This is a genomic window from Variovorax sp. Root434 (genome assembly GCF_001426595.1).
Classification (GTDB): Bacteria; Pseudomonadota; Gammaproteobacteria; order Burkholderiales; family Burkholderiaceae_C; genus Variovorax.
Genome location: NZ_LMEK01000025.1, coordinates 751,147 through 776,825, shown reverse-complemented (window position 1 = coordinate 776,825; position 25,679 = coordinate 751,147). Strand labels below are relative to the sequence as shown.

General features: G+C 64.0%; 26 protein-coding genes, 1 tRNA gene and 1 pseudogene. 23 read left to right on the top strand and 5 right to left on the bottom strand.

The annotated features are described in order from the left end of the window. Nucleotides 1–13 precede the first annotated feature (13 nt). Nucleotides 14–1,180: an ABC transporter substrate-binding protein gene (locus ASD05_RS24335; protein ID WP_007829622.1), complete on the top strand. Its 1,167-nt coding sequence runs from the start codon at nucleotides 14–16 to the stop codon at nucleotides 1,178–1,180. 139 nt (nucleotides 1,181–1,319) lie between these two features. Further along, nucleotides 1,320–1,781, top strand: a complete 462-nt coding sequence (locus ASD05_RS24330) for an EVE domain-containing protein (protein WP_056597750.1) — start codon at nucleotides 1,320–1,322, stop codon at nucleotides 1,779–1,781. A 5-nt stretch (nucleotides 1,782–1,786) separates the two neighbouring features. Here the strand turns inward: ASD05_RS24330 and ASD05_RS24325 are convergent, their stop codons facing one another. Together ASD05_RS24325 and ASD05_RS24320 are read right to left on the bottom strand one after the other, a co-directional pair. Continuing rightward, a complete protein-coding gene (locus ASD05_RS24325) occupies nucleotides 1,787–2,440 on the bottom strand; it encodes a MarC family protein (RefSeq protein ID WP_007829619.1) in 654 nt (217 codons plus the stop codon). Nucleotides 2,441–2,442: 2 nt separating this feature from the next. Further along, complete coding sequence (locus ASD05_RS24320) at nucleotides 2,443–3,189, bottom strand: SDR family oxidoreductase (RefSeq protein WP_056597748.1); 747 nt, start codon at nucleotides 3,187–3,189, stop codon at nucleotides 2,443–2,445. 73 nt (nucleotides 3,190–3,262) lie between these two features. Here ASD05_RS24320 and ASD05_RS24315 point away from each other — a divergent pair, with 73 nt between their 5' ends. Together ASD05_RS24315 and ASD05_RS24310 are read left to right on the top strand one after the other, a co-directional pair. Next, entirely contained in the window at nucleotides 3,263–3,868 is a 606-nt protein-coding gene (locus tag ASD05_RS24315; RefSeq protein ID WP_056597746.1) for a 2-hydroxychromene-2-carboxylate isomerase, read from the top strand. A gap of 53 nt (nucleotides 3,869–3,921) precedes the next feature. Further along, nucleotides 3,922–4,605 (top strand): dienelactone hydrolase family protein, encoded by a 684-nt coding sequence (locus ASD05_RS24310; protein WP_056597744.1) that lies wholly within the window; start codon nucleotides 3,922–3,924, stop codon nucleotides 4,603–4,605. Between the two features lie 18 nt (nucleotides 4,606–4,623). Here ASD05_RS24310 and ASD05_RS24305 read toward each other — a convergent pair whose 3' ends face one another. Further along, nucleotides 4,624–5,529 carry a LysR family transcriptional regulator gene (locus ASD05_RS24305; protein WP_056597742.1) on the bottom strand — a complete coding sequence of 302 codons (906 nt, stop codon included), beginning with the start codon at nucleotides 5,527–5,529 and terminating at the stop codon, nucleotides 4,624–4,626. 304 nt (nucleotides 5,530–5,833) lie between these two features. Here ASD05_RS24305 and ASD05_RS24300 point away from each other — a divergent pair, with 304 nt between their 5' ends. Continuing rightward, nucleotides 5,834–6,208 carry a hypothetical protein gene (locus ASD05_RS24300; protein ID WP_056597740.1) on the top strand — a complete coding sequence of 125 codons (375 nt, stop codon included), beginning with the start codon at nucleotides 5,834–5,836 and terminating at the stop codon, nucleotides 6,206–6,208. 87 nt (nucleotides 6,209–6,295) lie between these two features. Here the strand turns inward: ASD05_RS24300 and ASD05_RS24295 are convergent, their stop codons facing one another. After that, complete coding sequence (locus ASD05_RS24295; protein WP_056597738.1) at nucleotides 6,296–7,438, bottom strand: magnesium transporter CorA family protein; 1,143 nt, start codon at nucleotides 7,436–7,438, stop codon at nucleotides 6,296–6,298. 11 nt (nucleotides 7,439–7,449) lie between these two features. Further along, complete coding sequence (gene hemB, locus ASD05_RS24290) at nucleotides 7,450–8,436, bottom strand: porphobilinogen synthase (protein ID WP_056597737.1); 987 nt, start codon at nucleotides 8,434–8,436, stop codon at nucleotides 7,450–7,452. A gap of 368 nt (nucleotides 8,437–8,804) precedes the next feature. Between hemB and ASD05_RS24285 the strand changes: the two genes are divergently transcribed. From ASD05_RS24285 to rpoB, 18 genes and pseudogenes are all read left to right on the top strand, one after another. After that, nucleotides 8,805–9,233 carry a CopD family protein gene (locus ASD05_RS24285; RefSeq protein ID WP_056597735.1) on the top strand — a complete coding sequence of 143 codons (429 nt, stop codon included), beginning with the start codon at nucleotides 8,805–8,807 and terminating at the stop codon, nucleotides 9,231–9,233. Nucleotides 9,234–9,245: 12 nt separating this feature from the next. Then, a complete protein-coding gene (locus ASD05_RS24280) occupies nucleotides 9,246–10,376 on the top strand; it encodes a VanZ family protein (protein ID WP_200955481.1) in 1,131 nt (376 codons plus the stop codon). Between the two features lie 44 nt (nucleotides 10,377–10,420). Next, nucleotides 10,421–10,774: a (2Fe-2S) ferredoxin domain-containing protein gene (locus tag ASD05_RS24275; RefSeq protein WP_007829595.1), complete on the top strand. Its 354-nt coding sequence runs from the start codon at nucleotides 10,421–10,423 to the stop codon at nucleotides 10,772–10,774. A 36-nt stretch (nucleotides 10,775–10,810) separates the two neighbouring features. Further along, nucleotides 10,811–11,443, top strand: coding sequence for an alpha/beta hydrolase (locus tag ASD05_RS24270; protein WP_056597733.1), 633 nt, complete (start codon nucleotides 10,811–10,813; stop codon nucleotides 11,441–11,443). A gap of 40 nt (nucleotides 11,444–11,483) precedes the next feature. Then, nucleotides 11,484–12,653 carry a D-alanyl-D-alanine carboxypeptidase family protein gene (locus ASD05_RS24265; protein WP_056597731.1) on the top strand — a complete coding sequence of 390 codons (1,170 nt, stop codon included), beginning with the start codon at nucleotides 11,484–11,486 and terminating at the stop codon, nucleotides 12,651–12,653. 203 nt (nucleotides 12,654–12,856) lie between these two features. Continuing rightward, entirely contained in the window at nucleotides 12,857–13,234 is a 378-nt protein-coding gene (gene rpsL, locus ASD05_RS24260; protein WP_013543948.1) for a 30S ribosomal protein S12, read from the top strand. Between the two features lie 150 nt (nucleotides 13,235–13,384). Beyond that, complete coding sequence (gene rpsG / locus ASD05_RS24255; protein ID WP_007829591.1) at nucleotides 13,385–13,858, top strand: 30S ribosomal protein S7; 474 nt, start codon at nucleotides 13,385–13,387, stop codon at nucleotides 13,856–13,858. Nucleotides 13,859–13,954: 96 nt separating this feature from the next. Next, on the top strand, nucleotides 13,955–16,054 hold the full coding sequence (gene fusA, locus ASD05_RS24250) for an elongation factor G (protein ID WP_007829590.1): 2,100 nt from the start codon (nucleotides 13,955–13,957) through the stop codon (nucleotides 16,052–16,054). Between the two features lie 141 nt (nucleotides 16,055–16,195). Next, nucleotides 16,196–16,289: pseudogene (locus ASD05_RS31100) on the top strand (GTP-binding protein); the annotation flags it as partial. A gap of 6 nt (nucleotides 16,290–16,295) precedes the next feature. Then, nucleotides 16,296–17,588: an elongation factor Tu gene (gene tuf, locus ASD05_RS24240; protein WP_082572269.1), complete on the top strand. Its 1,293-nt coding sequence runs from the start codon at nucleotides 16,296–16,298 to the stop codon at nucleotides 17,586–17,588. Nucleotides 17,589–17,609: 21 nt separating this feature from the next. After that, nucleotides 17,610–17,685 (top strand) — tRNA-Trp (locus tag ASD05_RS24235). Nucleotides 17,686–17,787: 102 nt separating this feature from the next. Further along, entirely contained in the window at nucleotides 17,788–18,171 is a 384-nt protein-coding gene (gene secE / locus ASD05_RS24230; RefSeq protein WP_056597729.1) for a preprotein translocase subunit SecE, read from the top strand. A 3-nt stretch (nucleotides 18,172–18,174) separates the two neighbouring features. Beyond that, the gene (gene nusG, locus ASD05_RS24225) at nucleotides 18,175–18,777 is read left to right on the top strand and encodes a transcription termination/antitermination protein NusG (protein WP_007831050.1); all 603 of its coding nucleotides are present in this window, start codon (nucleotides 18,175–18,177) and stop codon (nucleotides 18,775–18,777) included. A gap of 137 nt (nucleotides 18,778–18,914) precedes the next feature. Beyond that, the gene (gene rplK / locus ASD05_RS24220; RefSeq protein WP_007831051.1) at nucleotides 18,915–19,346 is read left to right on the top strand and encodes a 50S ribosomal protein L11; all 432 of its coding nucleotides are present in this window, start codon (nucleotides 18,915–18,917) and stop codon (nucleotides 19,344–19,346) included. Further along, nucleotides 19,347–20,045 (top strand): 50S ribosomal protein L1, encoded by a 699-nt coding sequence (gene rplA / locus ASD05_RS24215; protein ID WP_007831052.1) that lies wholly within the window; start codon nucleotides 19,347–19,349, stop codon nucleotides 20,043–20,045. A 248-nt stretch (nucleotides 20,046–20,293) separates the two neighbouring features. After that, on the top strand, nucleotides 20,294–20,830 hold the full coding sequence (gene rplJ, locus ASD05_RS24210; protein ID WP_007831059.1) for a 50S ribosomal protein L10: 537 nt from the start codon (nucleotides 20,294–20,296) through the stop codon (nucleotides 20,828–20,830). 43 nt (nucleotides 20,831–20,873) lie between these two features. Next, nucleotides 20,874–21,248 (top strand): 50S ribosomal protein L7/L12, encoded by a 375-nt coding sequence (gene rplL / locus ASD05_RS24205; RefSeq protein ID WP_007831060.1) that lies wholly within the window; start codon nucleotides 20,874–20,876, stop codon nucleotides 21,246–21,248. Between the two features lie 296 nt (nucleotides 21,249–21,544). Then, nucleotides 21,545–25,669, top strand: coding sequence for a DNA-directed RNA polymerase subunit beta (gene rpoB, locus ASD05_RS24200; protein WP_056597726.1), 4,125 nt, complete (start codon nucleotides 21,545–21,547; stop codon nucleotides 25,667–25,669). Nucleotides 25,670–25,679: the final 10 nt, after the last annotated feature.

The window sequence follows — 25,679 nt, the reverse complement described above, 5'->3', positions numbered from 1 at the left end:
AGGAGACAAGGCTATGACGAAGCTCAAGACACTGACGACGCTGGCCGTGCTGGGCCTGATCGCGACGCTTGCGTCCGCGCAGCAGCAGGGCGTGAGCAAGGACGAGATCCGCATCGGCACGATCCAGGACCTGTCGGGTCCGCTCGCGGGCTTCGGCAAGCAGGCGCGCAACGGCATGCAGCTGCGCGTGGACGAACTCAACGAGCAGGGCAGCCTCAACGGGCGCAAGCTCAAGCTCTTCGTAGAAGACTCGGGCTACGACCCGAAGAAGGCCGTGCTGGCAGCGCAGAAGCTGGTGAATCAGGAAAAGATATTCATCATGGCCGGCCACATCGGCACGGCGCAGAACATGGCGGCGATGCCGGTGCAGTTCGAGAAGAACATCGTCAACTTCATGCCGATCACCGCAGCGCGCGAAATGTACGAGCCGCTCAATCGGCTGAAGTATTCGTTCGCAGCCACCTACTACGACCAGATCCGCCTGGCCCTGCCCAAGATGATCAAGGAGAAGGGCGCCAAGAAGGTCTGCACCATTTACCAGGACGACGAGTTCGGCCTCGAGGTGCTGCGCGGTGCCGAGGCGGGCCTGAAGACCGCCGGCATGGAGCTGGCCGAGAAGACCTCGTTCAAGCGCGGCGCCACCGACTTCAGCTCGCAGGTCGCCAAGATGAAGGCCGCCAACTGCGACCTCGTGGTGCTCGGCACCATCATCCGCGAGACCATCGGCACCGTGGGCGAGTCGCGCAAGACGGGTTTCAACCCGACCTTCCTGGGCTCGAGCGCGGCCTACACCGACCTGATCCACAAGTTGGGCGGCAAGGCGATGGACGGCATCTACGCCACCATGACGGTGCAGAACCCGTACACCGACGAGCAGTCGCAGCCGCTGCGCTTCTGGGCCAACAAGTACAAGACCAAGTTCAACGAAGACCCGACCGTGTTCTCGGTGTACGGTTACGTGATCATCGATTCGTTCATCAAGGCGGCGACCAAGGCCGGGCCGAACCTCACGACCGACAGCTTCATCAAGGCGATGGACAGCATGACCTTCGAGCCCGACATGTTCGGCAGCCCGAAGAGCAGCTACACCGCCACCAAGCGCCTGGGCAACGACCTGTCGCGCCTGTCGCAGATCAAGGATGGCAAGTGGGTGGTCGTTTCCGACTATGTGACACCGTAATCCGTGTCGCTTCGCAATCCCCTCGCTGGGGGCAACACCGGCGGCCCGGCAAAGCCGGTTCCGCGGTGTTCCGCGATGAAGGTGCGCGGCCAGGTGCAGGTTTATATTTGCGGCGAATTCCTCTGGTGAAGAGACCGCAATGCCACAGTACTGGTTGATGAAATCCGAGCCCGACGAGGTCTCGATCGACGATGCGCTCGCCGCGCCCGGCGCCACCGTGCCCTGGACCGGCGTGCGCAACTATCAGGCACGCAACTTCATGCGCGATGGCATGAAGGTCGGCGACGGCGTGCTGTTCTATCACTCGAGCTGCCCGGAGCCCGGCATCGCGGGCATTGCGCGCGTGGCCTCGGGCATTAAGCCCGACCCGACGCAGTTCGATCCGAAGTCGCCCTACTACGACGCGGCCTCGAAGAAGGACGATCCGCGCTGGCTGCTGGTGGACGTGCAGGCGCTGCGCAAGACGCGGCTGCTGGCGCTGCCCGAGCTGCGCGCGAATCCGGAACTGGCTGACCTGGTCGTGCTGCGCAAGGGCAACCGGCTGTCGATCACGCCGGTCGAACCCGCGCACTGGAGAGTCATCGAGAAGATGCTGGGCTGAATGAATCAGCCCACGCGCTGCAGGATCGGAAACAGCTTCCCCAGCCCATCGGCCATCACCTCGACCGCTAGCGCCGCGAGGATCAACCCCATGAGCCGCGTCATGATGTTGATGCCCGTCTTGCCGAGCACGCGCGCAATGGGTTGCGCGAGCGAGAAGGCCACCGCGGTGGCCAGCGCCACCACCACGCCGTAGCCAACCAGCACCGCCAACTCCCACAGGTGCTGCGTCTTGTCCGCGTAGATGACCACGGTGGAAATGGTGGCCGGCCCGGTGAGCAGCGGGATGGTGAGCGGCACCACCGCGATGGACGCGCCCATGGAGGCCTTCACTTCGGTGGCGCGCAGCTCCTCGACGTTGGTCTTGCTCTCGGCCGGCTTGGCATTCAGCATCGAAAGCGAGCTCATGAGCAGCAGCAGGCCGCCGCCGACCTGGAAGCTCGCGATCGAGATGCCGAAGAAGGACAGCAGTTGCAGCCCGAGCAGCGCGCTCACCGCGATCACCACGAACGCGCTGAACGCCGACATGCGCACCGTGTGGCGGCGCTGCGCATCGCTGTAGCCCTGCGTGTAGTGGATGAAGAACGGCACGATGGCCAGTGGGTTGACGATGGCCACCAGCGTGACCAGCGGCTTGATCAGGTCCATCGAGGTGCTCATGGTCAGCGGCCTCCGGCGACGTCGAGCAGGGCCATGGTGGTGTAGCTGGCCTCGGCGGACAGCAGCCACAGGATGGCGCCCGCGACTTCCTCCGCGCTGCCGGTGCGCTGCATGGGCACGGTGGGCGCGAGATCGAAGGCGCGGTCCGGCATGCCGCCCGAGGCGTGGATTTCGGTATCGATCAGTCCGGGGCGCACTGCGTTCACGCGAATGCCTTCGGCCGCCACTTCCTTGGCCAGCCCGATGGTGAAGGTGTCGATGGCGCCCTTGCTCGCGGCGTAGTCGACGTACTGGTCGGGCGAGCCCAGCCGCGCGGCGGCGCTGGAGATGTTGATGATGGCGCCACCCGCGCCGCCGTAGCGCGTGCTCATGCGCCGCACGGCCTCGCGCGCGCAGATGAAGCTGCCGATCACGTTGATGCGGAACATGCGCTCCAGCCGGGCCACGCTCATCTCGTCGACGCGCGCCTGCACGTCGACAACGCCGGCGTTGTTGACCAGCGCCGTCAGCCGGCCGAACCTGGCGTCGACCTTCTGGAACATGGCCAGTACCTGTGCCTCGTCGCCCACGTCGGCCTGCACGGCCATGGCGGTGCCGCCGCCAGCGCGGATGGTGCGCACCACCTCGTCGGCGGCCAGCGAGTTGCTGGCGTAGTTGACGGCCACCGCGTAGCCGCGCTGCGCGGCGAGCACGGCGGTGGCGGCGCCGATGCCGCGCCCGCCGCCCGTGATCAAGAGCACTTGGTCCAAAACCTACCTCCTGCAGAGAAACTGCGTGTCAGTTAAAACCGTTGGCTTGGATTACATCATCGGGGGCACGCGCATGAGCACTAACAGGACCATCGACTACTACTTTGCGCCACAGAGCCCATGGACCTATCTGGGGCATTCCCGCTTCGCGGCGATTGCCGCGGCCGCCGGTGCCGAGGTGCGCGTGCGGCCCATCGACATGGGCAGCGTGTTCCCTGTGTCGGGCGGGCTGCCGCTGGGAAAACGCGCACCGCAGCGCCAGGCGTACCGGCTGGTCGACCTGGCGCGCTTCTCGCGCCACCTCGGCCTGCCGCTGAACACCAGGCCGAAGTTCTTTCCCGTGGCCAGCGACGATGCGGCCCGGCTCATCATCGCGGTCGACATGCACGACGGCACCGAGGCCGCCATGCGCATGTGCGCGGCGGTGTTCGCGGCCGTGTGGGTGCAGGAGCGCAACATCGGCGACCCGAAGGTGCTCGATTCGCTGGTCATCGAATGCGGGCTGTCGCCCAAGCGCGCCGAGCAGTCGCAGAGCCAGGCGGTGCAGGAGCGCTACGAGGCCTACACGCAGGAGGCCATCGACATCCAGGTGTTCGGCGCGCCGAGCTACGTGATCGACGGCGAAATCTTCTGGGGCCAGGACCGCCTCGACTTCGTCGAGCGGGCGCTGCGCCCTTGACCCCCGGCGTTCATTCATTCATTCATCTATTTGCCATCAAGGAGCAAGACAACATGGGTCAATTCATCGATCTCAAGGCCAAGGACGGCTTCACCTTTCCCGCCTATGTGGCCGAGCCGGCGGGCAAGCCGCGCGGCGCGGTGGTCGTTGTGCAGGAAATCTTCGGCGTGAACTCGCACATCCGCGCGGTGGCCGACGGCTACGCGGCGGAGGGTTACCTCGCCGTGGCGCCGTCGACCTTCCATCGCGTCAAGCCGGGCGTGGAGCTGGGCTATTCGGAAGACGACATGAAGAACGGCTTCGGACTGAAGACGGCGGTCGAGGCGCTGCCGGCGCCGGGCGTGCTGCAGGACATCGAGGCGTCCATCGCCTACGCGTCGAAGGCCGGCAAGGTCGGCATCGTCGGCTACTGCTGGGGCGGCCTGCTGGTGTGGCGCGCAGCGGCGCTGCTGCCGGGCCTGGCTGCAGCCGCGCCCTACTATGGCGGCGGCATGACCACGCCCGAGGAAACGGCGCGCCAGCCCAAGGTGCCGGTGCTCGCGCATTTCGGCAACCAGGACCACTGGATTCCGCTGGACACCATCGAGTCGTTCAAGAAGGCGCATCCGGAGGTGGAAGTGCACGTGTACCCGGTCGGCCACGGCTTCAACTGCGACCAGCGCGGCTCCTACGACGCCGACGCGGCAAAGCTGGCGCGGGAACGCACGCTGGCGTTCTTTGCGAAGCACGTCGGCTGAAGCAGCGCCTCGGCGCTCTTATTTGCTTCTTCGCGCCGATTCCGGACCCACGCGCGTCTGCAGGAAGTCGAGCAGCGCGCGCAGCGCGGCGCTGTTGTGGCGCCGCTGCAGGTAGGCCGCCGACAGCCACATGTCCTTGCGCGCGTAGTCCTGCAGCACGGGCACGAGTTCGCCCTGGTCGAGGTGGGACTGCACGAGGATCGACGGCAGGTAGATCACACCGAAGCCGTGCATGGCCACGCGGATCAGCGGTGCGGCCTCGGTGCAGTCCATGCGGCTTTTCACCTGCACGTCGAGCGGCGTGCCGTTGTCGTCGAAGCGCCATACCGGCTGCTGGCCCAGCAGCGAGAACGTGAGGGCGTCGTGGCCCGACAGGTCGCGCGGATGCTCGGGCTTGCCGTGCTTCTTCCAGTAGATCGGCGAGGCGCAGACCACCATGTTCATCAGGCGCAGCTTGCGCACGATGAGGTTGGCGTCTTCCACCGGGCCGCTGCGCAGTTCGACGTCGATGCCTTCCTCGGCGAGGTCGACGGTGCGGTTGGTCAGCTGCAGGCTGATCGTCACGTCGGGGTAGTAGCGCATGAAGTCGGCCAGCAGGTTCGGAAACTCGCCGTTGCCCATGCCGTGCGGGGCCGAGATGCGCAGCCGGCCGCCGGGCTGGCTGGCGCGGTCCTGCAGTTCCGACTGGGTGAGCTCGACCATCTCGAGCATCGGGATGCTGCGCTCCAGCAGCAGCTGGCCGGCGTCGGTGAGACTCACCGAGCGCGTGGAGCGGTTGAGAAGACGCACGCCGAAGCGGGTTTCCAGCTCGGCCACGTACTTGCTGACGGTGGCCTTCGACATGTCGAGCCTCTTGGCTGCCTGGGAAAAACTGCCTTGCGAGGCGACTTCCCGAAAGGTTCTGATCAGGTCGAGACTGTCCATGTGAATGAGCCCATTGTTTCCGTTTTGGGAACGTGATGGTTCGATTCTCCGGGGTTTTTCTTAGCCGACTCCCGCGACACTGTGGTGCACGCCGACGTTGCCAGCCACGGCTGGATCGTTCCGGAACCGGCCGTCTTCTTCTACTGGCATGCCTTGATGTTCGTATTGTTTCAATAGAGGAAACACGGTGTCTCTGATCCGAGTGTTCTGGCAAGGCAGTTCGCCCGGAAACTCGCCGCACAGGCAAGCGAACCAGCAAGCCTGGTGGACGAACCATCCGACGAACACACTAGGAGAACTGAACATGAAGACCTCGCAAATCCTCGCCGCTGCCGCTCTGACCCTGCTTGCCGCTGTTGGCGCTGTTGGCGCTCAAGCCGAAACCTACCAAGGCGTGAACGCCGCCGTCTCGGCCAAGAGCCGCGACGACGTCAACGCCGAAGCCGCACGCACCGCGTCGGCTCCGAACCAGAACGTCGTGCGCGGTTCGCGCGGTGCGGAAACCGTCGCCGTGTCGAAGGACCGTGCGATCGTCGAAGCCGAAGCCGTTCGCACCGCCTACGCTCCCGACCAGAACGTGAGCTCGGGTTCGCGCGTCAACAGCAAGGTGATCTCGACGATGGCCAACCCGGCTGACGCACTCCAGGCGCAGCAAGGTTCGGGCGCTATCGCCAAGTAATCGAAGCGGCCCCTCGGGGTTGCCCAAATGCAAAAGGGCCACGCGAAAGCGTGGCCCTTTTGCATTTGCCGCTGATATATAGGGGAGTCAGCGCGTGCGGGCGAGGTAGCGCTTGCGCCAGAAGATCAGCACCAGCAGCACGGCGATGACCAGCATCGACGTCATCGCGATCCAGAAACCGTCGGCCTTGTGCACCAGCGGGATGAACTCGAAGTTCATGCCGAAGATGCCTGCGATGAGGTTGAGCGGCAGGAACACGGCGGTGAGCACCGTCAGCACCCGCATGATGTCGTTGGCGCGGTGGCCCTGGACGCTGAAGTGCATCTGCACGGCGGTCTCGGCGTTCTGCTCCAGCCGGTGCACGTGGTGCACCACGCGCTCGATGTGCTCGAGCACGTCGCGGCTGCGGATCATGATGAGTTCGCGCTCGCGCCGCTCGGTCTCGCCCTTGGGCACGGGCAGGGTCTCGAGCGAGTCGATCCAGTCCTGCATGGCGGCGCGCTGGTCCTCGCAGATCTCGTCCAGGTGGTGCAGCGACTGGCGCGCTTCCATCAGCGCCCCCCAGTTGGTGAAGCGGCTGCGCGGGTCGATCAGCTCGGTCTGCCAGTGGTCGAGCTGCTTGGTGAGTTCGCGCCGCAAGTCGAGGTAGCCGTCGACGATCTGGTTGATCACGCGCAGCATCAGGTCCGAAGGGCTGGCCGGCACGCGCGACGAGGTGGCGCGCACGTCGAGCGCTGGCGCGCCGCGGTCGTCGGGCGAGCCGGTCGCCAGCAGCCGCGCGGCGAAGGCGTCGCGCACCGCGCCGTCTTCCGGGTGCACCGACAGCAGCACGCGGTCGAACGCCGCGAAGCCGACCGGACGGGTGTCGACGCGGCGCAGCACGGGCGGGCCGCTGCGGGGCAGGCGCGGCGCCGCGCCTCCCGCCGGGGCCTCCTGGCCCTGCCCGTTTCCATTGGCAAGGCGCCGGAACACCAGCACGTCGTATTGGGACGTGTAGTCGTAGTGCGAAGGCAGCTGATCGTTGAGCAGGTCGGCCACGTGCAGGTCGACCAGCTGCGTGAGGCACAGGGTCTGCAGGATCTGCTGCACCTCGGCCAGCGAGGCCCGGAATTCCTCGCGCGTGAGCGAGATCCACAGGTAGCCGCCTGCGCCGCACGCGCCCGGCACGGTCAACGGCGTCAGTGCGGAGTGCTCGCTGACCTGCGAGCGATTGATTTCGAAGATGCGCATGCCAGTGCGCGCTACTTCTGGAGCAGGCGCGCGGCGTCGAGCGCGAAGTACGTCAGCACGCCGTCGGCCCCGGCGCGCTTGAAGGCCAGCAGGCTTTCGAGCACCACGGCATCGTGGTCGAGCCAGCCGTTCTGGGCTGCGGCCTTGAGCATCGCGTACTCGCCGCTCACCTGGTAGGCGAAGGTCGGCACGTGGAACTGGTCCTTCACGCGGCGCACGATGTCGAGGTAGGGCATGCCGGGCTTCACCATCACCATGTCGGCGCCCTCGGCGATGTCGATGGCCACTTCGCGCAGGGCCTCGTCGCTGTTGCCGGGGTCCATCTGGTAGACCTTCTTGTTGCTCTTGCCGAGCGTGGCGGCCGAACCCACGGCGTCGCGGAAGGGGCCGTAGAAGGCGCTGGCGTACTTGGCGCTGTAGGCCATGATGCGCGTGTGCACGTCGCCGCGGGCCTCGAGCGCGGTGCGGATGGCGCCGATTCGGCCGTCCATCATGTCACTGGGCGCCACAATGTCGACGCCAGCTTGCGATTGTGTGAGCGCCTGCTTCACCAGCACTTCAACGGTCGCATCGTTGAGGATGTAGCCGGTGTCGTCGAGCAGGCCGTCCTGGCCGTGGCTGGTGTAGGGGTCGAGCGCGACATCGGTCATCACGCCCAGTTCGGGGAAGCGCGCCTTGAGGGCGGCCACCATGCGGGGAATCAGCCCGTCGGGGTTGAAGGCCTCGTCGCCGCTGGGTGTCTTGAGGCTGGCGTCGATCACCGGGAACAGCGCCATCACCGGGATGCCGGCGGCAACGCACTGCTCGGCCACGGGCAGGAGCAGGTCGAGGCTCAGGCGATCCACGCCAGGCATCGAAGGCACGGCATCGCGGCGTTTTTCGCCTTCCTGCACGAACACCGGGTAGATCAGGTCGTTGGCCGTCAGCGCGTGCTCCCGCACGAGGTTGCGGGTGAAGGCATCGCGGCGCAGGCGCCGTGGCCGCCCGGCGGGGAACATGGCCAAGGGGGAAGATGATGACGTCATATATCCAAAATTGTGCCTGAAGCGACATTTCGCGGTGCCTCCCTCGAAGAAGGCGGTTGTCTGACAACTACGGAAAATCGTAGAACCAAGGTTCTAAGTTTTTTGCCTTAAATGTCAAAGAAAGTGCCTCAGTCGCTTGAAACCTTGTTTCGTCTTTGTTAAATTCTGAAGCGGGCGGCTTGCCGCTCCCCGCTTTTCCTCCCTGAGCGGGTGCCTTGATGTGTGACAGCAAAAGGGCTTCCCAGCCCGACGTGAAGACGTCGGGCTTTTTTTTGCCCGCCGTGCAGAGCCGTCGGCGCAAAACCCGGGGCCGGCGAGAGGGGCGCCACTAAACTGCCGCGATGCTCTGGGTCAAATCTCTTCACATCGTCTTCATTGCAAGCTGGTTCGCGGGGTTGTTCTACCTGCCCCGGATCTTCGTCAATCTGGCGATGGTGCCACCCGAGTCGGTGGCCGAGCGCGAACGGCTGCTGCTGATGGCGCGCAAGCTGATACGGTTCACGACTTTCCTGGCAGTTCCAGCGCTCGGTTTCGGCCTGTGGCTCTGGCTGGGCTACGGCATCGGGCGCGGCCCGGGCAACGGGTGGATGCATGCCAAGCTGGCGCTGGTGCTGGTGGCCATCGGCTATCACCATGGCTGCGGCGTGCTGCTGCGCCGCTTCGTGGCGGGCGAGAACCGGCGAAACGACCGCTGGTTCCGCTGGTTCAACGAACTGCCGGTGCTGCTGCTACTGGGCATCGTGATCCTGGTGGTCGTCAAGCCGTTCTGAAACCCGGTGCACATGGTGGAGAGGCCGCACAAGTCAACCGCGCTCCCCCTGGCGCTCGCCTATGCGGCGCTGATTGTCTACGCCAGCCTTTATCCGTTCGCCGACTGGCGCGACCAGGGGATCGCGCCCTGGGCCTACCTGTCGGCGCCCTGGCCCAAGTACTGGACCGGTTTCGACTTTGCCGTCAACGTGGTGGGCTACATGCCCTTCGGCTTCCTCTGCGCCCTGGCGGCACTGCGCACGGGCCGGACCGCCGCCGTCTGGCATGCCGTGCTGCGAGCCGTCATAGCGGGCGCGGCGATCGCCTTCGCCATGGAGACGCTGCAGAGCTATCTGCCCGCGCGCATTCCTTCCAATGTGGACCTGGGGCTCAACACGATCGGCACCGTCCTCGGCGCGGTGCTGGCGGCGGGGCTGGAGCGGCTGGGCGCGGTTGCGCACTGGAGCCGCGCGCGTTCGCAGTGGTTCGTCGAGGAGTCGCGCGGCGCGCTGGTGCTGCTCGCGCTGTGGCCTTTCGCGCTGCTGTTTCCGGCCGCCGTCACCTTCGGGCTCGGGCAGGTGTTCGAGCGGCTCGAAGTGGCGATTTCCGAATGGCTGCTCGACACGCCCTTCATCGACTGGCTTCCGCTGCGGCAGTTCGAGCTCGAACCGCTGGTGCCCGCGGTGGAACTGCTGTGCGTGATGCTCGGCGCGCTGGTGCCGTGCCTGCTGGGCTACCTGGTGGCGCGCTCCGTGGCCCAGCGCGCGGTCCTGCTGCCGCTGACGCTGCTGACCGGCATCGCGGCCTCGGCGCTGTCGGCGGCATTGAGCTACGGGCCCGAGCACGCATGGGCATGGCTGGACCTGCCGGTGCAGGTCGGCATGGCCGCGGCCTTGTTCGCCGGCGTGTTGCTGCTTTTCGCGTCGCGCCGCCTCTGCGCGGCACTGCTGCTGGTGGGGCTCGTGCTGCAGCTGAGCCTGCTGAACCAGGCGCCCGAGAGCGCGTACTTCGCCCAGACCCTGGCCACCTGGGAGCAGGGGCGCTTCATCCGCTTCCACGGGCTGGCGCAGTGGCTCGGCTGGACCTGGCCATTCGCCGTGCTGGCGTACGTGGTGGCCGCCTTGTCGCGGCGGAGCCGGCCCGCCGCCGTCGCGACGGTCTGAGCGTCCGGGCAACGGCGCCGGGAGGCGGTCACTAAAATCTGCCGATGCCCAGTTCCTCTCCCGCCAAGCCGTCCGGCTATTACGGTCGCCACATCTTCTTCTGCCTCAACGAGCGCAAGAACGGCGAAGACTCCTGCGCCATGCATAACGCACAGGAGGGCTTCGACCGCTGCAAGGCGAAGGTCAAGGAGCAGGGGCTCGCAGGGCCTGGCAAGGTGCGCGTCAACAAGGCCGGCTGCCTCGACCGCTGCGCGGGCGGGCCGGTGGCCGTGGTGTACCCCGAAGCCGTCTGGTACACCTTCGTCGACAGCGAGGACATCGACGAGATCGTCGAGTCGCACCTGAAGAACGGCCAGGTCGTCGAGCGGCTCGTGCTGCCTCCCGATGTCGGACGCTGAACTTTTCCACCGACCCTCCGCTCGTACCCTGCGCCAATGAACTCCCAGACCGAAAAGATCAGCCTCCAGGGCGCCGCCGGCGCGATCGAGGTTCAACGCGACCAGCCTGCGGGTGCTGCGCGCGGCATTGCCGTGATCGCCCATCCGCACCCGCTGTTCGGTGGCACGATGGACAACAAGGTGGTGCAGACGTTGGCGCGCGCTTTCGTCGCCTGCGGCTGGACCACGGTGCGCTTCAACTTCCGTGGCGTGGGTGCCAGCGAAGGCGTACACGACGAAGGACGCGGCGAGCTGGAAGACATGCTGAATGTCGTGGGCCAGCTGGCGTCCGAAGGTCCGTTGGCGATCGCCGGCTTTTCCTTCGGCGCTTTCGTCGCGAGCGGCGCCGCCGCAAGACTCTGGGCCGAGCGCGACATCCGGCAAATCGTGCTGGTAGGTACGGCCGCCGCGCGCAACACCGTGGCCACGCTGCCGGCCGAGGCGCACGAGCGCATGCTGGTGGTTCATGGCGAAGCCGACGACACCGTGGCGCTCTCCGCCGTGATGGATTGGGCGCGGCCCCAGTCACTTCCTGTCACAGTCGTTCCCGGGGGCGGTCATTTCTTTCACGGACAATTGCCGCTGCTCAAAAGTCTCGTGGTCCGCCATCTGCGCGCGGACATCGCGTGAAAGCCTCGCAGGCTTGTTTTCGTCTCTTTCCGAACTCCCCATGAATCGTTTTCTTGGCGCGCTCCGCGCGCTGGTCCTTACCGCCGCTGCATCCGTCAACCTGATCGCCGTCGCCCAGGTGCCGACGCCGCCCGAAATCGCCGCGCGCAGCTACCTGCTGCTCGACGTGACCGCGAACCAGATCCTGGCGCAGAAGGACATCGACAGCCCGGTCGAGCCGGCCTCGCTCACCAAGCTGATGTCGGCCTACGTGGTGTTCGACGCGCTGCGCGCCAAGAAGATCACGCTGACCCAGACGATGCCGGTCAGCCCGCGCGCATGGAAGATGCCCGGCTCGCGCATGTTCATCGACCCCAAGATGCAGGTGCCGGTGGAAGACCTGATCAAGGGCCTGATCGTGCAGTCCGGCAACGACGCCACGGTGGCGCTGGCCGAAGGCGTGGGCGGCACGGTGGAGCACTTCGTCGAAATGATGAACGCCCAGGCCAAGGCCCTGGGCATGAAGAACACCAGCTACAAGAACCCCGAAGGCCTGACGGCCCCCGGCCACACCACCACGGCCCGCGACCTGAGCATCCTGGCGACCCGCCTGGTGCGCGACTTCCCCGAGGAAGCCAAGTACTACGCCATCAAGAAATACCGCTATCCGGGCACGCCGTCGACCAACGACACCAACCGGAATCTGCTGCTGTTCCGCGACCCGACCGTCGACGGCCTGAAGACCGGCCACACCGAAGCGGCCGGCTACTGCATGATCGCCACCGCCAAGCGCGACTTCCCGAACCTGACCGGCGGGCGCCGCCTGCTGTCGATCGTGCTGGGCACCACCGGCGAGACCGTGCGCGCCAACGAGTCGCAGAAGCTGCTGAACTGGGGTTACACGGCCTACGACGCGGTCCGCCTGTTCGACGCAGGCCAGCCGGCTGCCACCCCGGCCGTCTGGAAGGGCAAGGCCAACATCCTGAAGCTGGGCCGTCCGGAGGCCATCGTGGTCGCGGTGCCGGCCGGCACCGCCGCCAAGATCAAGACCCAGGTGTCGCGCCCCGATCCGCTGGTGGCGCCGTTCGCCAAGTACCAGCCCGTCGGTTCGCTCAAGGTCACCCTGGACGACCAGCCGGTCGCGGATGTGCCGCTGGTCGCCCTGGAGCCCGTCGAGCAGGCAGGGATATTCGGCCGCGCCTGGGATGCCGTGCGGCTCTGGATCAAGTAAATCAGTGGGATTGCAAGGCCGCCGGCGGCCAGACGCCACGGCTGACCTTGCTGTTTCATACTCGTTTGCTATACTCGTGGGCTTTTCGGAAATTTCCGAAGGGTTTCACGTTTTCGTTATTCCCGGTTTCCCTGCCTTGCGTCACGACAAGGACAAGGACGGTTTCACAGCCAAGGCCGGGGCGTTTTGGGACTAATTCATTCATGCCAACCATCAATCAACTGGTGCGTCAGGGTCGAACGGTCGAAAAGATCAATTCGAAGAGCCCTGCCATGCAGAACTCGCCGCAACGTCGCGGTGTCTGCACCCGCGTCTACACCACGACGCCAAAGAAGCCCAACTCGGCGCTTCGTAAAGTTGCCAAGGTCCGTCTGACCAATGGCTTCGAAGTCATCTCCTACATCGGCGGCGAAGGCCACAACCTGCAAGAACACAGCGTGGTGCTGGTTCGCGGCGGTCGTGTCAAGGACTTGCCCGGTGTGCGTTACCACATCGTGCGCGGTTCGCTCGACCTGCAAGGCGTGAAAGACCGCAAGCAGTCGCGTTCCAAGTACGGCGCGAAGCGTCCCAAGAAGGCTTAAGCCTTCCTGTTGTCAAAAAACAAGCGGTGTTCGATGGCCTTGGCGGGCTTGTCGAACGAAGTGACCCAATCCCGGGTCGAGTAAGTGAGAGTCCTGACTGGCTCTCGCGGTATCGGAAACGATGCCAACTGAAGCAAAGAGGTTAGAAAAATGCCACGTCGTCGCGAAGTCCCCAAACGTGAAATCCTGCCGGATCCCAAGTACGGCAATGTCGAGCTGTCCAAATTCATGAACGTGATCATGGAAGGCGGCAAGAAGGCTGTTGCCGAGCGCATCATCTACGGTGCTCTCGACTTCATCGAAAAGAAGAACCCGGACAAGGACCCTCTCGAGGCTTTCACCGTTGCCATCAACAACGTGAAGCCGATGGTCGAAGTGAAGTCGCGCCGCGTTGGCGGTGCGAACTACCAGGTGCCGGTCGAAGTCCGTCCTGTCCGCCGCCTCGCCCTGTCGATGCGCTGGATCAAGGAAGCTGCCCGCAAGCGCGGTGAGAAGTCGATGGCCCTGCGTCTGGCCAACGAACTGATGGAAGCCACGGAAGGTCGTGGCGGCGCCATGAAGAAGCGCGACGAAGTGCACCGCATGGCAGAAGCCAACCGCGCATTCAGCCACTTCCGCTTCTAAAAATCAGACACAGCTTGGGCGTTGGATCTTGAGTGTCGGGCGATGTCGTCCGTACTCGAGAACCAGCGCTCAACGCATTTAACCCGAAAGTAAATCATGTCCCGCAAGACCCCCATCGAGCGCTACCGCAACATCGGTATCTCCGCGCACATTGACGCTGGCAAGACCACGACGACCGAACGTATCCTGTTCTACACCGGTGTGAACCACAAGATCGGTGAAGTGCACGACGGTGCCGCCACGATGGACTGGATGGAGCAAGAGCAAGAGCGCGGCATCACGATCACGTCGGCTGCCACCACCTGCTTCTGGAAGGGCATGGCTGGCAAGTTCGAAGAACACCGCATCAACATCATCGACACCCCCGGCCACGTGGACTTCACCATTGAAGTCGAGCGCTCGATGCGCGTGCTGGACGGCGCCGTCATGGTGTACGACGCCGTCGGCGGCGTGCAGCCCCAGTCGGAAACCGTCTGGCGCCAGGCCAACAAGTACAAGGTGCCCCGCCTCGCGTTCGTCAACAAGATGGACCGCACCGGCGCCGACTTCCTGCGCGTGCGCCAGATGATGGTCGACCGCCTGAAGGCCAACCCCGTCGTGATCCAGATCCCGATCGGTGCCGAAGAGCACTTCCAGGGCATCGTCGACCTCGTGAAGATGAAGGCCATCATCTGGGACGAAGACAAGGGCGTGACCTTCACCTACGGTGACATCCCCGCGAACCTGACCGATGTCTGCAACGAATACCGCGAAAAGCTCGTCGAAGCGGCTGCCGAAGCCAGCGAAGAGCTGATGAACAAGTACCTCGAAGGCAACGAGCTGACCGAGGAAGAAATCAAGAAGGCCATCCGCCAGCGCACCATCGCCGGGGAAATCCAGCCGATGCTGTGCGGCTCGGCCTTCAAGAACAAGGGCGTGCAGGCCATGCTCGACGCCGTCGTCGAATACATGCCGGCACCGACCGACATTCCGCCGGTCAACGGCACCGACGAAGACGAAGCGCCCGTCACCCGCAAGGCTGACGACAACGAGAAGTTCTCGGCGCTGGCATTCAAGCTGATGACCGACCCGTTCGTGGGCCAGCTGACCTTCGTGCGCGTCTACTCCGGCGTGCTGACCAAGGGCGACAGCGTCTACAACCCGGTGCGCGGCAAGAAGGAACGTATCGGCCGTATCGTGCAGATGCACGCGAACAACCGCGAAGAAGTCAACGAAATCCGCGCCGGCGACATCGCTGCCTGCGTGGGCCTGAAGGAAGTGACCACGGGCGAAACCCTGTGCGATCCCGCAGCCGTCGTGACGCTCGAGCGCATGGTGTTCCCGGAATCGGTGATCTCGCAGGCCGTCGAGCCCAAGACCAAGGCCGACCAGGAAAAGATGGGCATCGCCCTGCAGCGCCTGGCTCAGGAAGACCCGTCGTTCCGCGTCAAGACCGACGAAGAATCGGGCCAGACCATCATCGCCGGCATGGGCGAGCTCCACCTCGAAATCATCGTGGACCGCATGAAGCGCGAATTCGGCGTGGAAGCGAATGTCGGCAAGCCGCAAGTGGCCTACCGCGAAACGATCCGCAAGACCGTCGAAGAAGCCGAAGGCAAGTTCGTTCGCCAGTCGGGCGGCAAGGGCCAGTACGGTCACGTGATTCTGAAGCTCGAGCCGCAGGAAGCGGGCAAGGGCTTCGAGTTCGTCGACGCCATCAAGGGTGGTGTGGTTCCTCGCGAATACATCCCTGCGGTGGAAAAGGGCGTTGTCGAAGCGCTGACGCAAGGCGTGCTGGCAGGCTACCCCGTCGTCGACGTCAAGGTCACGCTGCACTTCGGTTCGTACCACGACGTCGACTCGAACGAAATGGCGTTCAAGATGGCCGCGATCTTCGGTTTCAAGGAAGGCGCCCGCAAGGCCAGCCCCGTGATCCTGGAGCCGATGATGGCCGTGGAAGTCGAAACGCCCGAAGACTACGCCGGCAACGTGATGGGCGACCTGTCCTCACGCCGCGGCATGGTGCAGGGCATGGACGACATGATCGGTGGCGGCAAGTCCATCAAGGCCGAGGTGCCGCTGTCGGAAATGTTCGGCTACTCGACCACGCTGCGCTCGATGTCGCAAGGCCGCGCCACGTACACGATGGAGTTCAAGCACTACGCCGAAGCTCCGCGCAACGTTGCCGAAGCCATCGTGGCTGCTCGCGCAAAGTAAGTTTTCAAGAATGCAGGGCCGCGCGGTGCGTGGCCCTCGTTGTCTGCGATCCGGTGCCGCCACGTTCCCGTGCGAGGCGAACCAGCAATCGGATGCAGACATAAAACCAACACACGGGACTGCTCTTTCAAGGATTGAAAAATGGCAAAAGGTAAATTCACCCGCACCAAGCCGCACGTGAACGTGGGCACGATCGGTCACGTCGACCACGGCAAGACCACGCTGACGGCGGCGANGAAAAATGGCAAAAGGTAAATTCACCCGCACCAAGCCGCACGTGAACGTGGGCACGATCGGTCACGTCGACCACGGCAAGACCACGCTGACGGCGGCGATCGCCACGGTGCTGTCGGCCAAGTTCGGCGGCGAAGCCAAGGCCTACGACCAGATCGACGCGGCTCCTGAAGAAAAGGCYCGCGGCATCACGATCAACACCGCGCACGTCGAGTACGAAACGGCCAACCGCCACTACGCACACGTCGACTGCCCCGGCCACGCCGACTACGTGAAGAACATGATCACCGGCGCTGCCCAGATGGACGGCGCCATCCTGGTGTGCTCGGCCGCCGACGGCCCGATGCCCCAGACCCGTGAACACATCCTGCTGGCTCGCCAGGTGGGCGTGGGCTACATCATCGTGTTCCTGAACAAGTGCGACATGGTYGACGACAAGGAACTGCTCGARCTGGTCGAAATGGAAGTCCGCGAACTCCTCGACAAGTACGAATTCCCCGGCGAYGACACCCCCATCATCCACGGCTCGGCCAAGCTCGCCCTCGAAGGCGACAAGGGCGAACTGGGCGAAGGCGCCATCATGAAGCTGGCCGAAGCCCTCGACACCTACATCCCGACGCCCGAGCGCGCCGTGGACGGCACCTTCCTGATGCCCGTCGAAGACGTGTTCTCGATYTCGGGTCGCGGCACCGTCGTGACCGGCGCTGTCGAGCGCGGCGTGATCAAGGTCGGCGAGGAAATCGAGATCGTCGGCATCCGCCCGACCGTCAAGACCACCTGCACCGGCGTGGAAATGTTCCGCAAGCTGCTGGACCAGGGCCAGGCTGGYGACAACGTCGGCGTGCTGCTGCGCGGCACCAAGCGCGAAGAAGTCGAGCGCGGCCAAGTGCTGTGCAAGCCCGGCTCGATCAAGCCGCACGTGCACTTCACCGCCGAGGTGTATGTCCTGTCGAAGGACGAAGGCGGCCGTCACACGCCGTTCTTCAACAACTACCGTCCGCAGTTCTACTTCCGCACGACGGACGTGACCGGCGCGATCGAGCTGCCCAAGGACAAGGAAATGGTCATGCCCGGCGACAACGTCAGCATCACCGTGAAGCTGATCAACCCGATCGCGATGGAAGAAGGCCTGCGCTTCGCCATCCGTGAAGGCGGCCGCACCGTGGGTTCGGGTGACAACGTCAGCATCACCGTGAAGCTGATCAACCCGATCGCGATGGAAGAAGGCCTGCGCTTCGCCATCCGTGAAGGCGGCCGCACCGTGGGTTCGGGCGTCGTGGCGAAGATCCTCGACATCTAAGCCGAGCGAAAAGAGTACCGGAGGGGTATAGCTCAATTGGCAGAGCGTCGGTCTCCAAAACCGAAGGTTGTAGGTTCGATTCCTACTGCCCCTGCCACCTAGGTGGCACCCCGAAAAAGCCCATCGTGACCCGATGGGCTTCGGCGTCTCAAGAGGCGCATTGAATAGAAGGCCGAAAGGCGCAGGAAATCAGCCAACCATGGCCACTTCTCAAATCGAAACCGTGAGCACCGGCGCAGACAAGGCCAAGTTGGCCGCGGCTGTTGTGCTGGCAGTGGGCGCCATCGTGGCGTTCTATCTGCTGTCGCGCCAAGGTTCGCTGGTCCAGTGGGCTGCGCTGCTGGTCGGCCTGTCCGCTGCGGTGGGTGCCTTTGGCAGTTCGGAGAATGGCCGTCAGTTGTGGGCTTTTGGCCGCGACTCGTGGCGCGAGGTCAAGAAGGTCGTGTGGCCGACCCGCAAGGAAGCAATGCAGATGACGGCTTATGTGTTCGCCTTCGTGGCGATCATGTCCGTCTTCCTCTGGCTCACCGACAAGACGCTCGAATGGGTGTTTTTCGACCTCATTCTGGGCTGGAGAAAGTAAGCAATGACCGACGACGTAGTTGAAACCACGCCTGAAGAGGAAAACACTCCGATTCTGGCTCCCGCCGCCAACCCCGATCTGCGTTGGTACGTGGTGCATGCCTATTCGGGCATGGAAAAGGCCGTCGAGCGCAACATCACCGAGCGCATCAATCGCGCCGGCATGCAGGACAAATTCGGCCGCATCCTGGTTCCGACCGAAGAAGTGGTCGAGATCAAGAACGGCCAGAAGCGCACCACCGAGCGCCGTTTCTTCCCTGGCTACGTGCTGGTCGAAATGATCATGGACGACGAGAGCTGGCACCTGGTGAAGCACACCAACAAGGTGACGGGTTTCGTGGGCGGCGCCAAGAACCGTCCGGCCCCGATCTCGCAGAAAGAGGTCGAGGACATCGTCAGCCAGATGCAGCAGGGCACCGAGAAGCCGCGCCACAAGGTCGAGTTCACCGTCGGCGAATTCGTGCGCGTCAAGGAAGGCCCGTTCACCGACTTCAACGGCACGGTCGAAGAAGTCAACTACGAGAAGAGCAAGGTCAGCGTGTCGGTCATGATCTTCGGCCGCGCGACGCCTGTGGAGCTCGAATTCAGCCAGGTCGAAAAGACCTGAGCCACAGGCCGCAAGGCCTGAAGCATTCCCGGCTGCGCGTTGTCCGACTCGGCGCGCGGCCTTGATCGAAGAGTCGTTAAACCCCGGGGAGCCTTGGCCGCAAGCCAAGGCGATATCACCCGCAAGGAGCAAAAAGCATGGCGAAAAAAATCGTCGGCTTCATCAAGCTGCAAGTGCCAGCTGGTAAGGCCAACCCGTCCCCGCCGATCGGTCCCGCACTCGGTCAGCGCGGTCTGAACATCATGGAGTTCTGCAAGGCGTTCAACGCGCAAACCCAAGGCGTCGAGCCGGGTCTGCCGCTGCCGGTGGTCATCACCGCGTTCGCTGACAAGAGCTTCACCTTCATCATCAAGACGCCCCCGGCGATCACCTTGATCAAGAAGGCCATCAAGCTGGAAAAGGGCTCGGCCCGTCCGCACACCGACAAGGTCGGCAAGATCACGCGCGCACAGCTCGAAGAAATTGCCAAGGCCAAGATGAAGGACCTGACTGCCGCCGACCTCGACGCAGCAGTTCGCACCATCGCCGGCTCGGCCCGTTCGATGGGCGTGAATGTGGAGGGCGTGTAAATGTCCAAGATCACCAAGAAGCAAAAGTCGCTCGCAGGCAAGGTCGACAGCAACAAGCTGTACCCGCTGGCTGACGCGATCGTCATCGTCAAGGACGCCGCTACCGCCAAGTTCGACGAATCGATCGACGTGGCCGTGCAGCTCGGCATCGACGCGAAGAAGTCGGACCAGGTCGTGCGTGGCGCCGTCGTGCTGCCCAACGGCACCGGCAAGACCAAGCGCGTCGCCGTGTTCGCCCAAGGCGCCAAGGCTGAAGAAGCCAAGGCCGCCGGCGCCGACATCGTCGGCATGGACGACCTGGCTGCCATGGTCAAGGCTGGCGACATGCCTTTCGACGTCGTGATCGCCGCACCGGACGCCATGCGTGTCGTCGGTACGCTCGGCCAGATCCTCGGCCCGCGCGGCCTGATGCCCAACCCCAAGGTTGGCACCGTGACCCCGGACGTCGCCACGGCCGTGAAGAACGCCAAGGCTGGCCAGGTCCAGTTCCGCGTCGACAAGGCCGGCATCGTGCACGGCACGATCGGCCGCCGCTCGTTCGACAACGACAAGCTGCAAGGCAACCTCGCCGCGCTGATCGACGCTCTGGTCAAGGCCAAGCCGGCGACCAGCAAGGGTGTGTACCTGCGCAAGGTGGCTGTGTCGTCGACCATGGGTCTGGGTGTCCGCGTGGACACGCAAACCATCTCGGCGAGCTAAAGAGATTTGCCCCGCCCGAAAGGGTAGGGCGGATGTGGTGGGTCGCGGCAGCTCCGGTTGCTGCGGGCCATCCAAGACCGCTGGTGTGCAGGGCGCTGCACTTAATCGCCGGATCGATCCTTCCGGTATCCAGCGCAGATGGCGATCCCGCTGCAAGGAATTTGATTTTTGTTCCGAAACAGTTGTTGGTCGCTGCATGAAGCGCGATCCCAGGCCCCGGCCGAAGATCGCATTAAAAGGAGTAGACCTTGAGTCTGAATCGCAGTGAGAAAGAAGCGGTCATCAGTGATGTGACCAGCCTCGCCGCAAAAGCTCAAACGCTCGTGATGGCGGAATACCGTGGCATCACGGTGGCCGATATGACCAAACTGCGCATCGAAGCGCGCAGCAAGGGTGTGACCCTGAGTGTTCTGAAGAACACCCTGGCACGCCGTGCTGTCGCTGGTAGCGCGTTTGAGATTGTTGGCGACCAGATGACCGGTCCGCTGATCTACGGCTTTTCCGAAGACGCAGTGGCTGCCGCAAAGGTGGTGGCCGACTTCGCGAAGACCAACGACAAGTTGGTGATTCGCGGTGGCGCGTTTGGCGGCAAGGCCCTGGACGTGAACGGCGTGAAGCAACTGGCCAACATCCCTTCGAAGGAAGTGCTGCTGGCGCAATTGCTGGGCTTGATGCAATCCCCGATCTCTCGTACCGCCCGCGTGCTCGCGGCGCTGGCCGAGAAGCGCGGTGGTGGCGAAGCTGCACCCGTTGCCGATGCACCGGCAGAAGCGCAGGCCGCTTGAGCCTCGCGTTTGAAACATTCAACCCAATTGTTAGGAAACAAAAATGGCATTCGATAAAGACGCATTTCTGACCGCACTCGACGCGATGACGGTCCTGGAACTCAACGACCTGGTGAAAGCCATCGAAGAGAAGTTCGGCGTGAGCGCCGCTGCAATGTCGGCTCCGGCCGCCGGTGGTGGCGCTGCCGCCGCTGTGGTCGAAGAAAAGACCGAATTCAATGTCGTGCTGGCCGATGTCGGCGCGAATAAGGTGTCGGTCATCAAGGCCGTGCGCGAAATCACCGGCCTGGGCCTCAAGGAAGCCAAGGACCTGGTGGAAGCCGCTCCCAAGGCTGTCAAGGAAGGCCTGTCGAAGGCTGACGCCGACGCCGCCAAGAAGAAGCTGGAAGAAGCCGGCGCCAAGGTGGAACTGAAGTAATTCAGACCCCCTAGAGGGCTGGAGGTGCCTGAAAAGGCCCTCCAGCCTTTGCCGCTTTCAGAGCGCACCCGAAAGTCGGCTTGATTGCCGGCTTCCCCGCAGACCTCCAGGTCGACGGGAAAGTCAAAATCAAGCGGATTTTCGAGTGTCTTCTGACCCCGACTGCAGAAGATCCCTTGGTTCGGGCGATGTGCAATGCATCGCTGTCCGCCAACGGCTGGTAGTGGCCAGCCGCCAAGCAGTGGTGCCTCGGCACTGCTGACAAGTCGCTGAAGATCTCAAGCACCGGAGCTCTCATGGCCCAATCGTCCGCGTACAGTTACACCGAACGCAAGCGCATCCGAAAAAGTTTCGGTAACCGCGACAGCGTCGTCGAAATCCCCTACCTGCTGCAGATGCAGAAGGACGCATACACCGCGTTCCTGCAAGCCGGCATCCCCCCGAAGCAACGCACCGTCGAAGGCCTGCAGGCCGCATTCGACGCAGCGTTCCCGATCGTCTCGCACAACGGTTTTGTCGAGATGAAGTTCCTCGAGTACAACCTGGCGAAGCCGGCTTTCGACGTGCGTGAGTGCCAGACCCGTGGTCTGACCTTCGCCTCGGCCGTGCGCGCCAAGGTCCAGCTCATCATCTATGACCGCGAGTCGTCGACGTCGCAGTCGAAGGTGGTCAAGGAAGTGAAGGAACAAGAGGTCTACATGGGCGAAGTTCCGCTCATGACCGACAAGGGTTCGTTCATCATCAACGGCACCGAGCGCGTGATCGTCTCGCAGCTGCACCGTTCGCCGGGCGTGTTCTTCGAACACGACAAGGGCAAGACGCACAGCTCGGGCAAGCTGCTGTTCTCGGCCCGCGTGATTCCCTATCGCGGTTCGTGGCTCGACTTCGAGTTCGACCCGAAGGACATGCTGTACTTCCGCGTGGACCGTCGCCGCAAGATGCCGGTCACGATCCTGCTGAAGGCCATCGGCCTGAACCCGGAATCGATCCTCGCGAACTTCTTCGTGAACGACAACTTCCGCCTGATGGACAGCGGCGCGCAGATGGAGTTCGTCTCCGAGCGCCTGCGCGGCGAAGTTGCGCGCTTCGACATCACCGACAAGTCGGGCAAGGTCGTGGTCGCCAAGGACAAGCGCGTCACCGCGCGCCACACGCGTGAACTCGAGCAGGGCGGCACCACGCACATCAGCGTGCCGGAAGACTTCCTGGTCGGCCGCGTGATCGCCCGCAACATCGTCGACGCCGACTCCGGCGAAATCCTGGCCAAGGCCAACGACGAGCTGACCGAAGCGCTGTTGAAGAAGCTGCGCACCGCCGGCGTGCAGGACGTGCAGGTCATCTACACGAACGAACTCGACCAGGGCGCGTACATCTCGCAGACCCTGCGCATCGACGAAACCGTGGACGAATTCGCCGCCCGCGTGGCCATCTACCGCATGATGCGCCCCGGCGAGCCGCCGACGGAAGATGCCGTGCAGGCCCTGTTCCAGCGCCTGTTCTACAACCCGGACACGTACGACCTGTCGCGCGTCGGCCGCATGAAGTTCAACGCCAAGGTCGGCCGCGACGAATCGACCGGCCCGATGGTGCTGACCAACGAAGACATCCTGGCCGTGGTCAAGATCCTCGTGGACCTGCGCAACGGCAACGGCGAAGTCGACGACATCGACCACCTGGGCAACCGTCGCGTGCGTTGCGTCGGCGAACTGGCCGAAAACCAGTACCGCACCGGCCTGGCACGTATCGAGAAGGCCGTGAAGGAACGTCTGGGTCAAGCGGAGCAAGAGCCGCTGATGCCGCACGACCTGATCAACAGCAAGCCGATCTCGGCGGCGCTGAAGGAATTCTTCGGCGCATCGCAGCTGTCGCAGTTCATGGACCAGACGAACCCGCTGTCCGAAATCACCCACAAGCGCCGCGTGTCGGCCCTTGGCCCGGGCGGTCTGACGCGCGAACGTGCAGGCTTCGAAGTGCGCGACGTGCACGTGACCCACTACGGCCGCGTGTGCCCGATCGAAACGCCTGAAGGCCCGAACATCGGTCTGATCAACTCGCTGGCCCTGTACGCCCGCCTGAACGAATACGGCTTCATCGAGACGCCGTACCGTCGCGTGGTGGACAGCAAGGTCACCCACGAGATTGACTACCTGTCGGCCATCGAGGAAGGCAAGTACGTCATCGCCCAGGCCAACGCGGCCCTGGACAAGGACGGCGTGCTGACCGGCGACCTGGTCTCCGCGCGTGAAGCCGGCGAATCGATCCTGGTCGGTGCCGAGCGCATCCAGTACATGGACGTGTCGCCCGCACAGATCGTGTCGGTGGCCGCATCGCTCGTGCCGTTCCTGGAGCACGACGACGCGAACCGCGCGTTGATGGGCGCCAACATGCAGCGTCAGGCCGTGCCTGTGCTGCGCCCCGAAAAGCCGATGGTCGGTACCGGTATCGAGCGCGTCTCCGCAGTCGACTCGGGCACCGTGGTCACGGCCACCCGCGGCGGTATCGTCGACTACGTCGATGCGACCCGCGTCGTGGTGCGCGTGAACGACGCCGAAGCGGCTGCCGGTGAAGTCGGTGTGGACATCTACAACCTGATCAAGTATCAGCGTTCGAACCAGAACACCAACATCCACCAGCGCCCCATCGTCAAGCGCGGCGACAAGATCGCCAAGGGCGACGTGGTGGCCGACGGCGCATCGACCGACCTCGGCGAACTGGCCCTCGGCCAGAACATGCTGATCGCGTTCATGCCGTGGAACGGCTACAACTTCGAAGACTCGATCCTGATCTCGGAACGCGTCGTTGCCGAAGACCGCTACACCTCGATCCACATTGAGGAACTGGTGGTGATGGCCCGCGACACGAAGCTGGGCGCCGAAGAAATCACGCGCGACATCCCGAACCTGGCCGAGCAGCAGCTCAACCGCCTCGACGAATCCGGCATCATTTATGTCGGTGCCGAAGTGCAGCCGGGCGACACGCTGGTGGGCAAGGTCACGCCGAAGGGCGAGACCACGCTGACGCCTGAAGAGAAGCTGCTTCGCGCCATCTTCGGCGAGAAGGCTTCCGACGTGAAGGACACCTCGCTGCGTGTGGACCAGGGCTCGCAAGGCACCGTGATCGACGTGCAGGTCTTCACCCGTGAAGGCATCACGCGCGACAAGCGCGCCCAGCAGATCATCGACGATGAACTCAAGCGCTTCCGTCTCGACCTGAACGACCAGCTTCGCATCGTCGAAGCCGACGCGTTCGACCGTATCGAGAAGCTGCTGACCGGCAAGGTCGCCAACGGCGGCCCGAACAAGCTGGCCAAGGGCACCAAGCTCGACAAGGCCTACCTGTCGTCGGTCGAGAAATTCCACTGGTTCGACATCCGTCCGGCGGAAGACGAAGTGGCGACGCAGCTCGAGTCGATCAAGAACTCGCTGGAGCAGACGCGCCACAGCTTCGACCTCGCGTTCGAAGAAAAGCGCAAGAAGCTCACGCAGGGCGACGAGCTGCCCGCGGGCGTACTCAAGATGGTCAAGGTCTACCTGGCCGTCAAGCGCCGCCTGCAACCCGGCGACAAGATGGCCGGCCGCCACGGCAACAAGGGTGTGGTCTCGAAGATCGTTCCGGTCGAAGACATGCCCCACATGGCCGACGGCACGCCGTGCGACATCTGCCTGAACCCGCTGGGCGTGCCTTCGCGGATGAACGTGGGCCAGGTTCTCGAAGTGCATCTGGGCTGGGCCGGCAAGGGTATCGGCCAGCGCATCGGTGACCTGCTGCAGCAGGAGGCCAAGGTGGCCGAGCTGCGCAAGTTCATGGAGCAGCTGTACAACGGATCGGGCCGCCAGGAGAACATCGCTTCGCTGAACGACACCGAACTGCTCGAAATGGCAGCGAACCTGCAGAACGGCGCGACCTTCGCGACGCCTGTGTTCGACGGCGCTTCGGAAGAAGAAATCCGCGGCATGCTGAAGCTCGCCTACCCGGACGACATCGCCAAGCTCAAGGGCCTGACCGATACGCGCACGCAGGCCTACCTGTTCGACGGCCGCACCGGCGACCAGTTCGAGCGTCCCGTCACCGTCGGCTACATGCACTTCTTGAAGCTGCACCACTTGGTGGACGACAAGATGCACGCCCGTTCGACCGGCCCGTACTCGCTCGTCACGCAGCAACCGCTGGGCGGCAAGGCGCAGTTCGGCGGCCAGCGTTTCGGGGAAATGGAAGTGTGGGCGCTGGAAGCTTACGGCGCCGCCTACGTCCTGCAGGAAATGCTGACCGTGAAGTCCGACGACGTGCAAGGCCGTACCAAGGTGTACGAAAGCATCGTCAAGGGCGAGCACTCGATCGAAGCCGGCATGCCGGAATCGTTCAACGTGCTGGTCAAGGAAATTCGTTCGCTGGGGCTCGACATCGAGCTCGAGCGTTCTTAAGTTGAAAAGG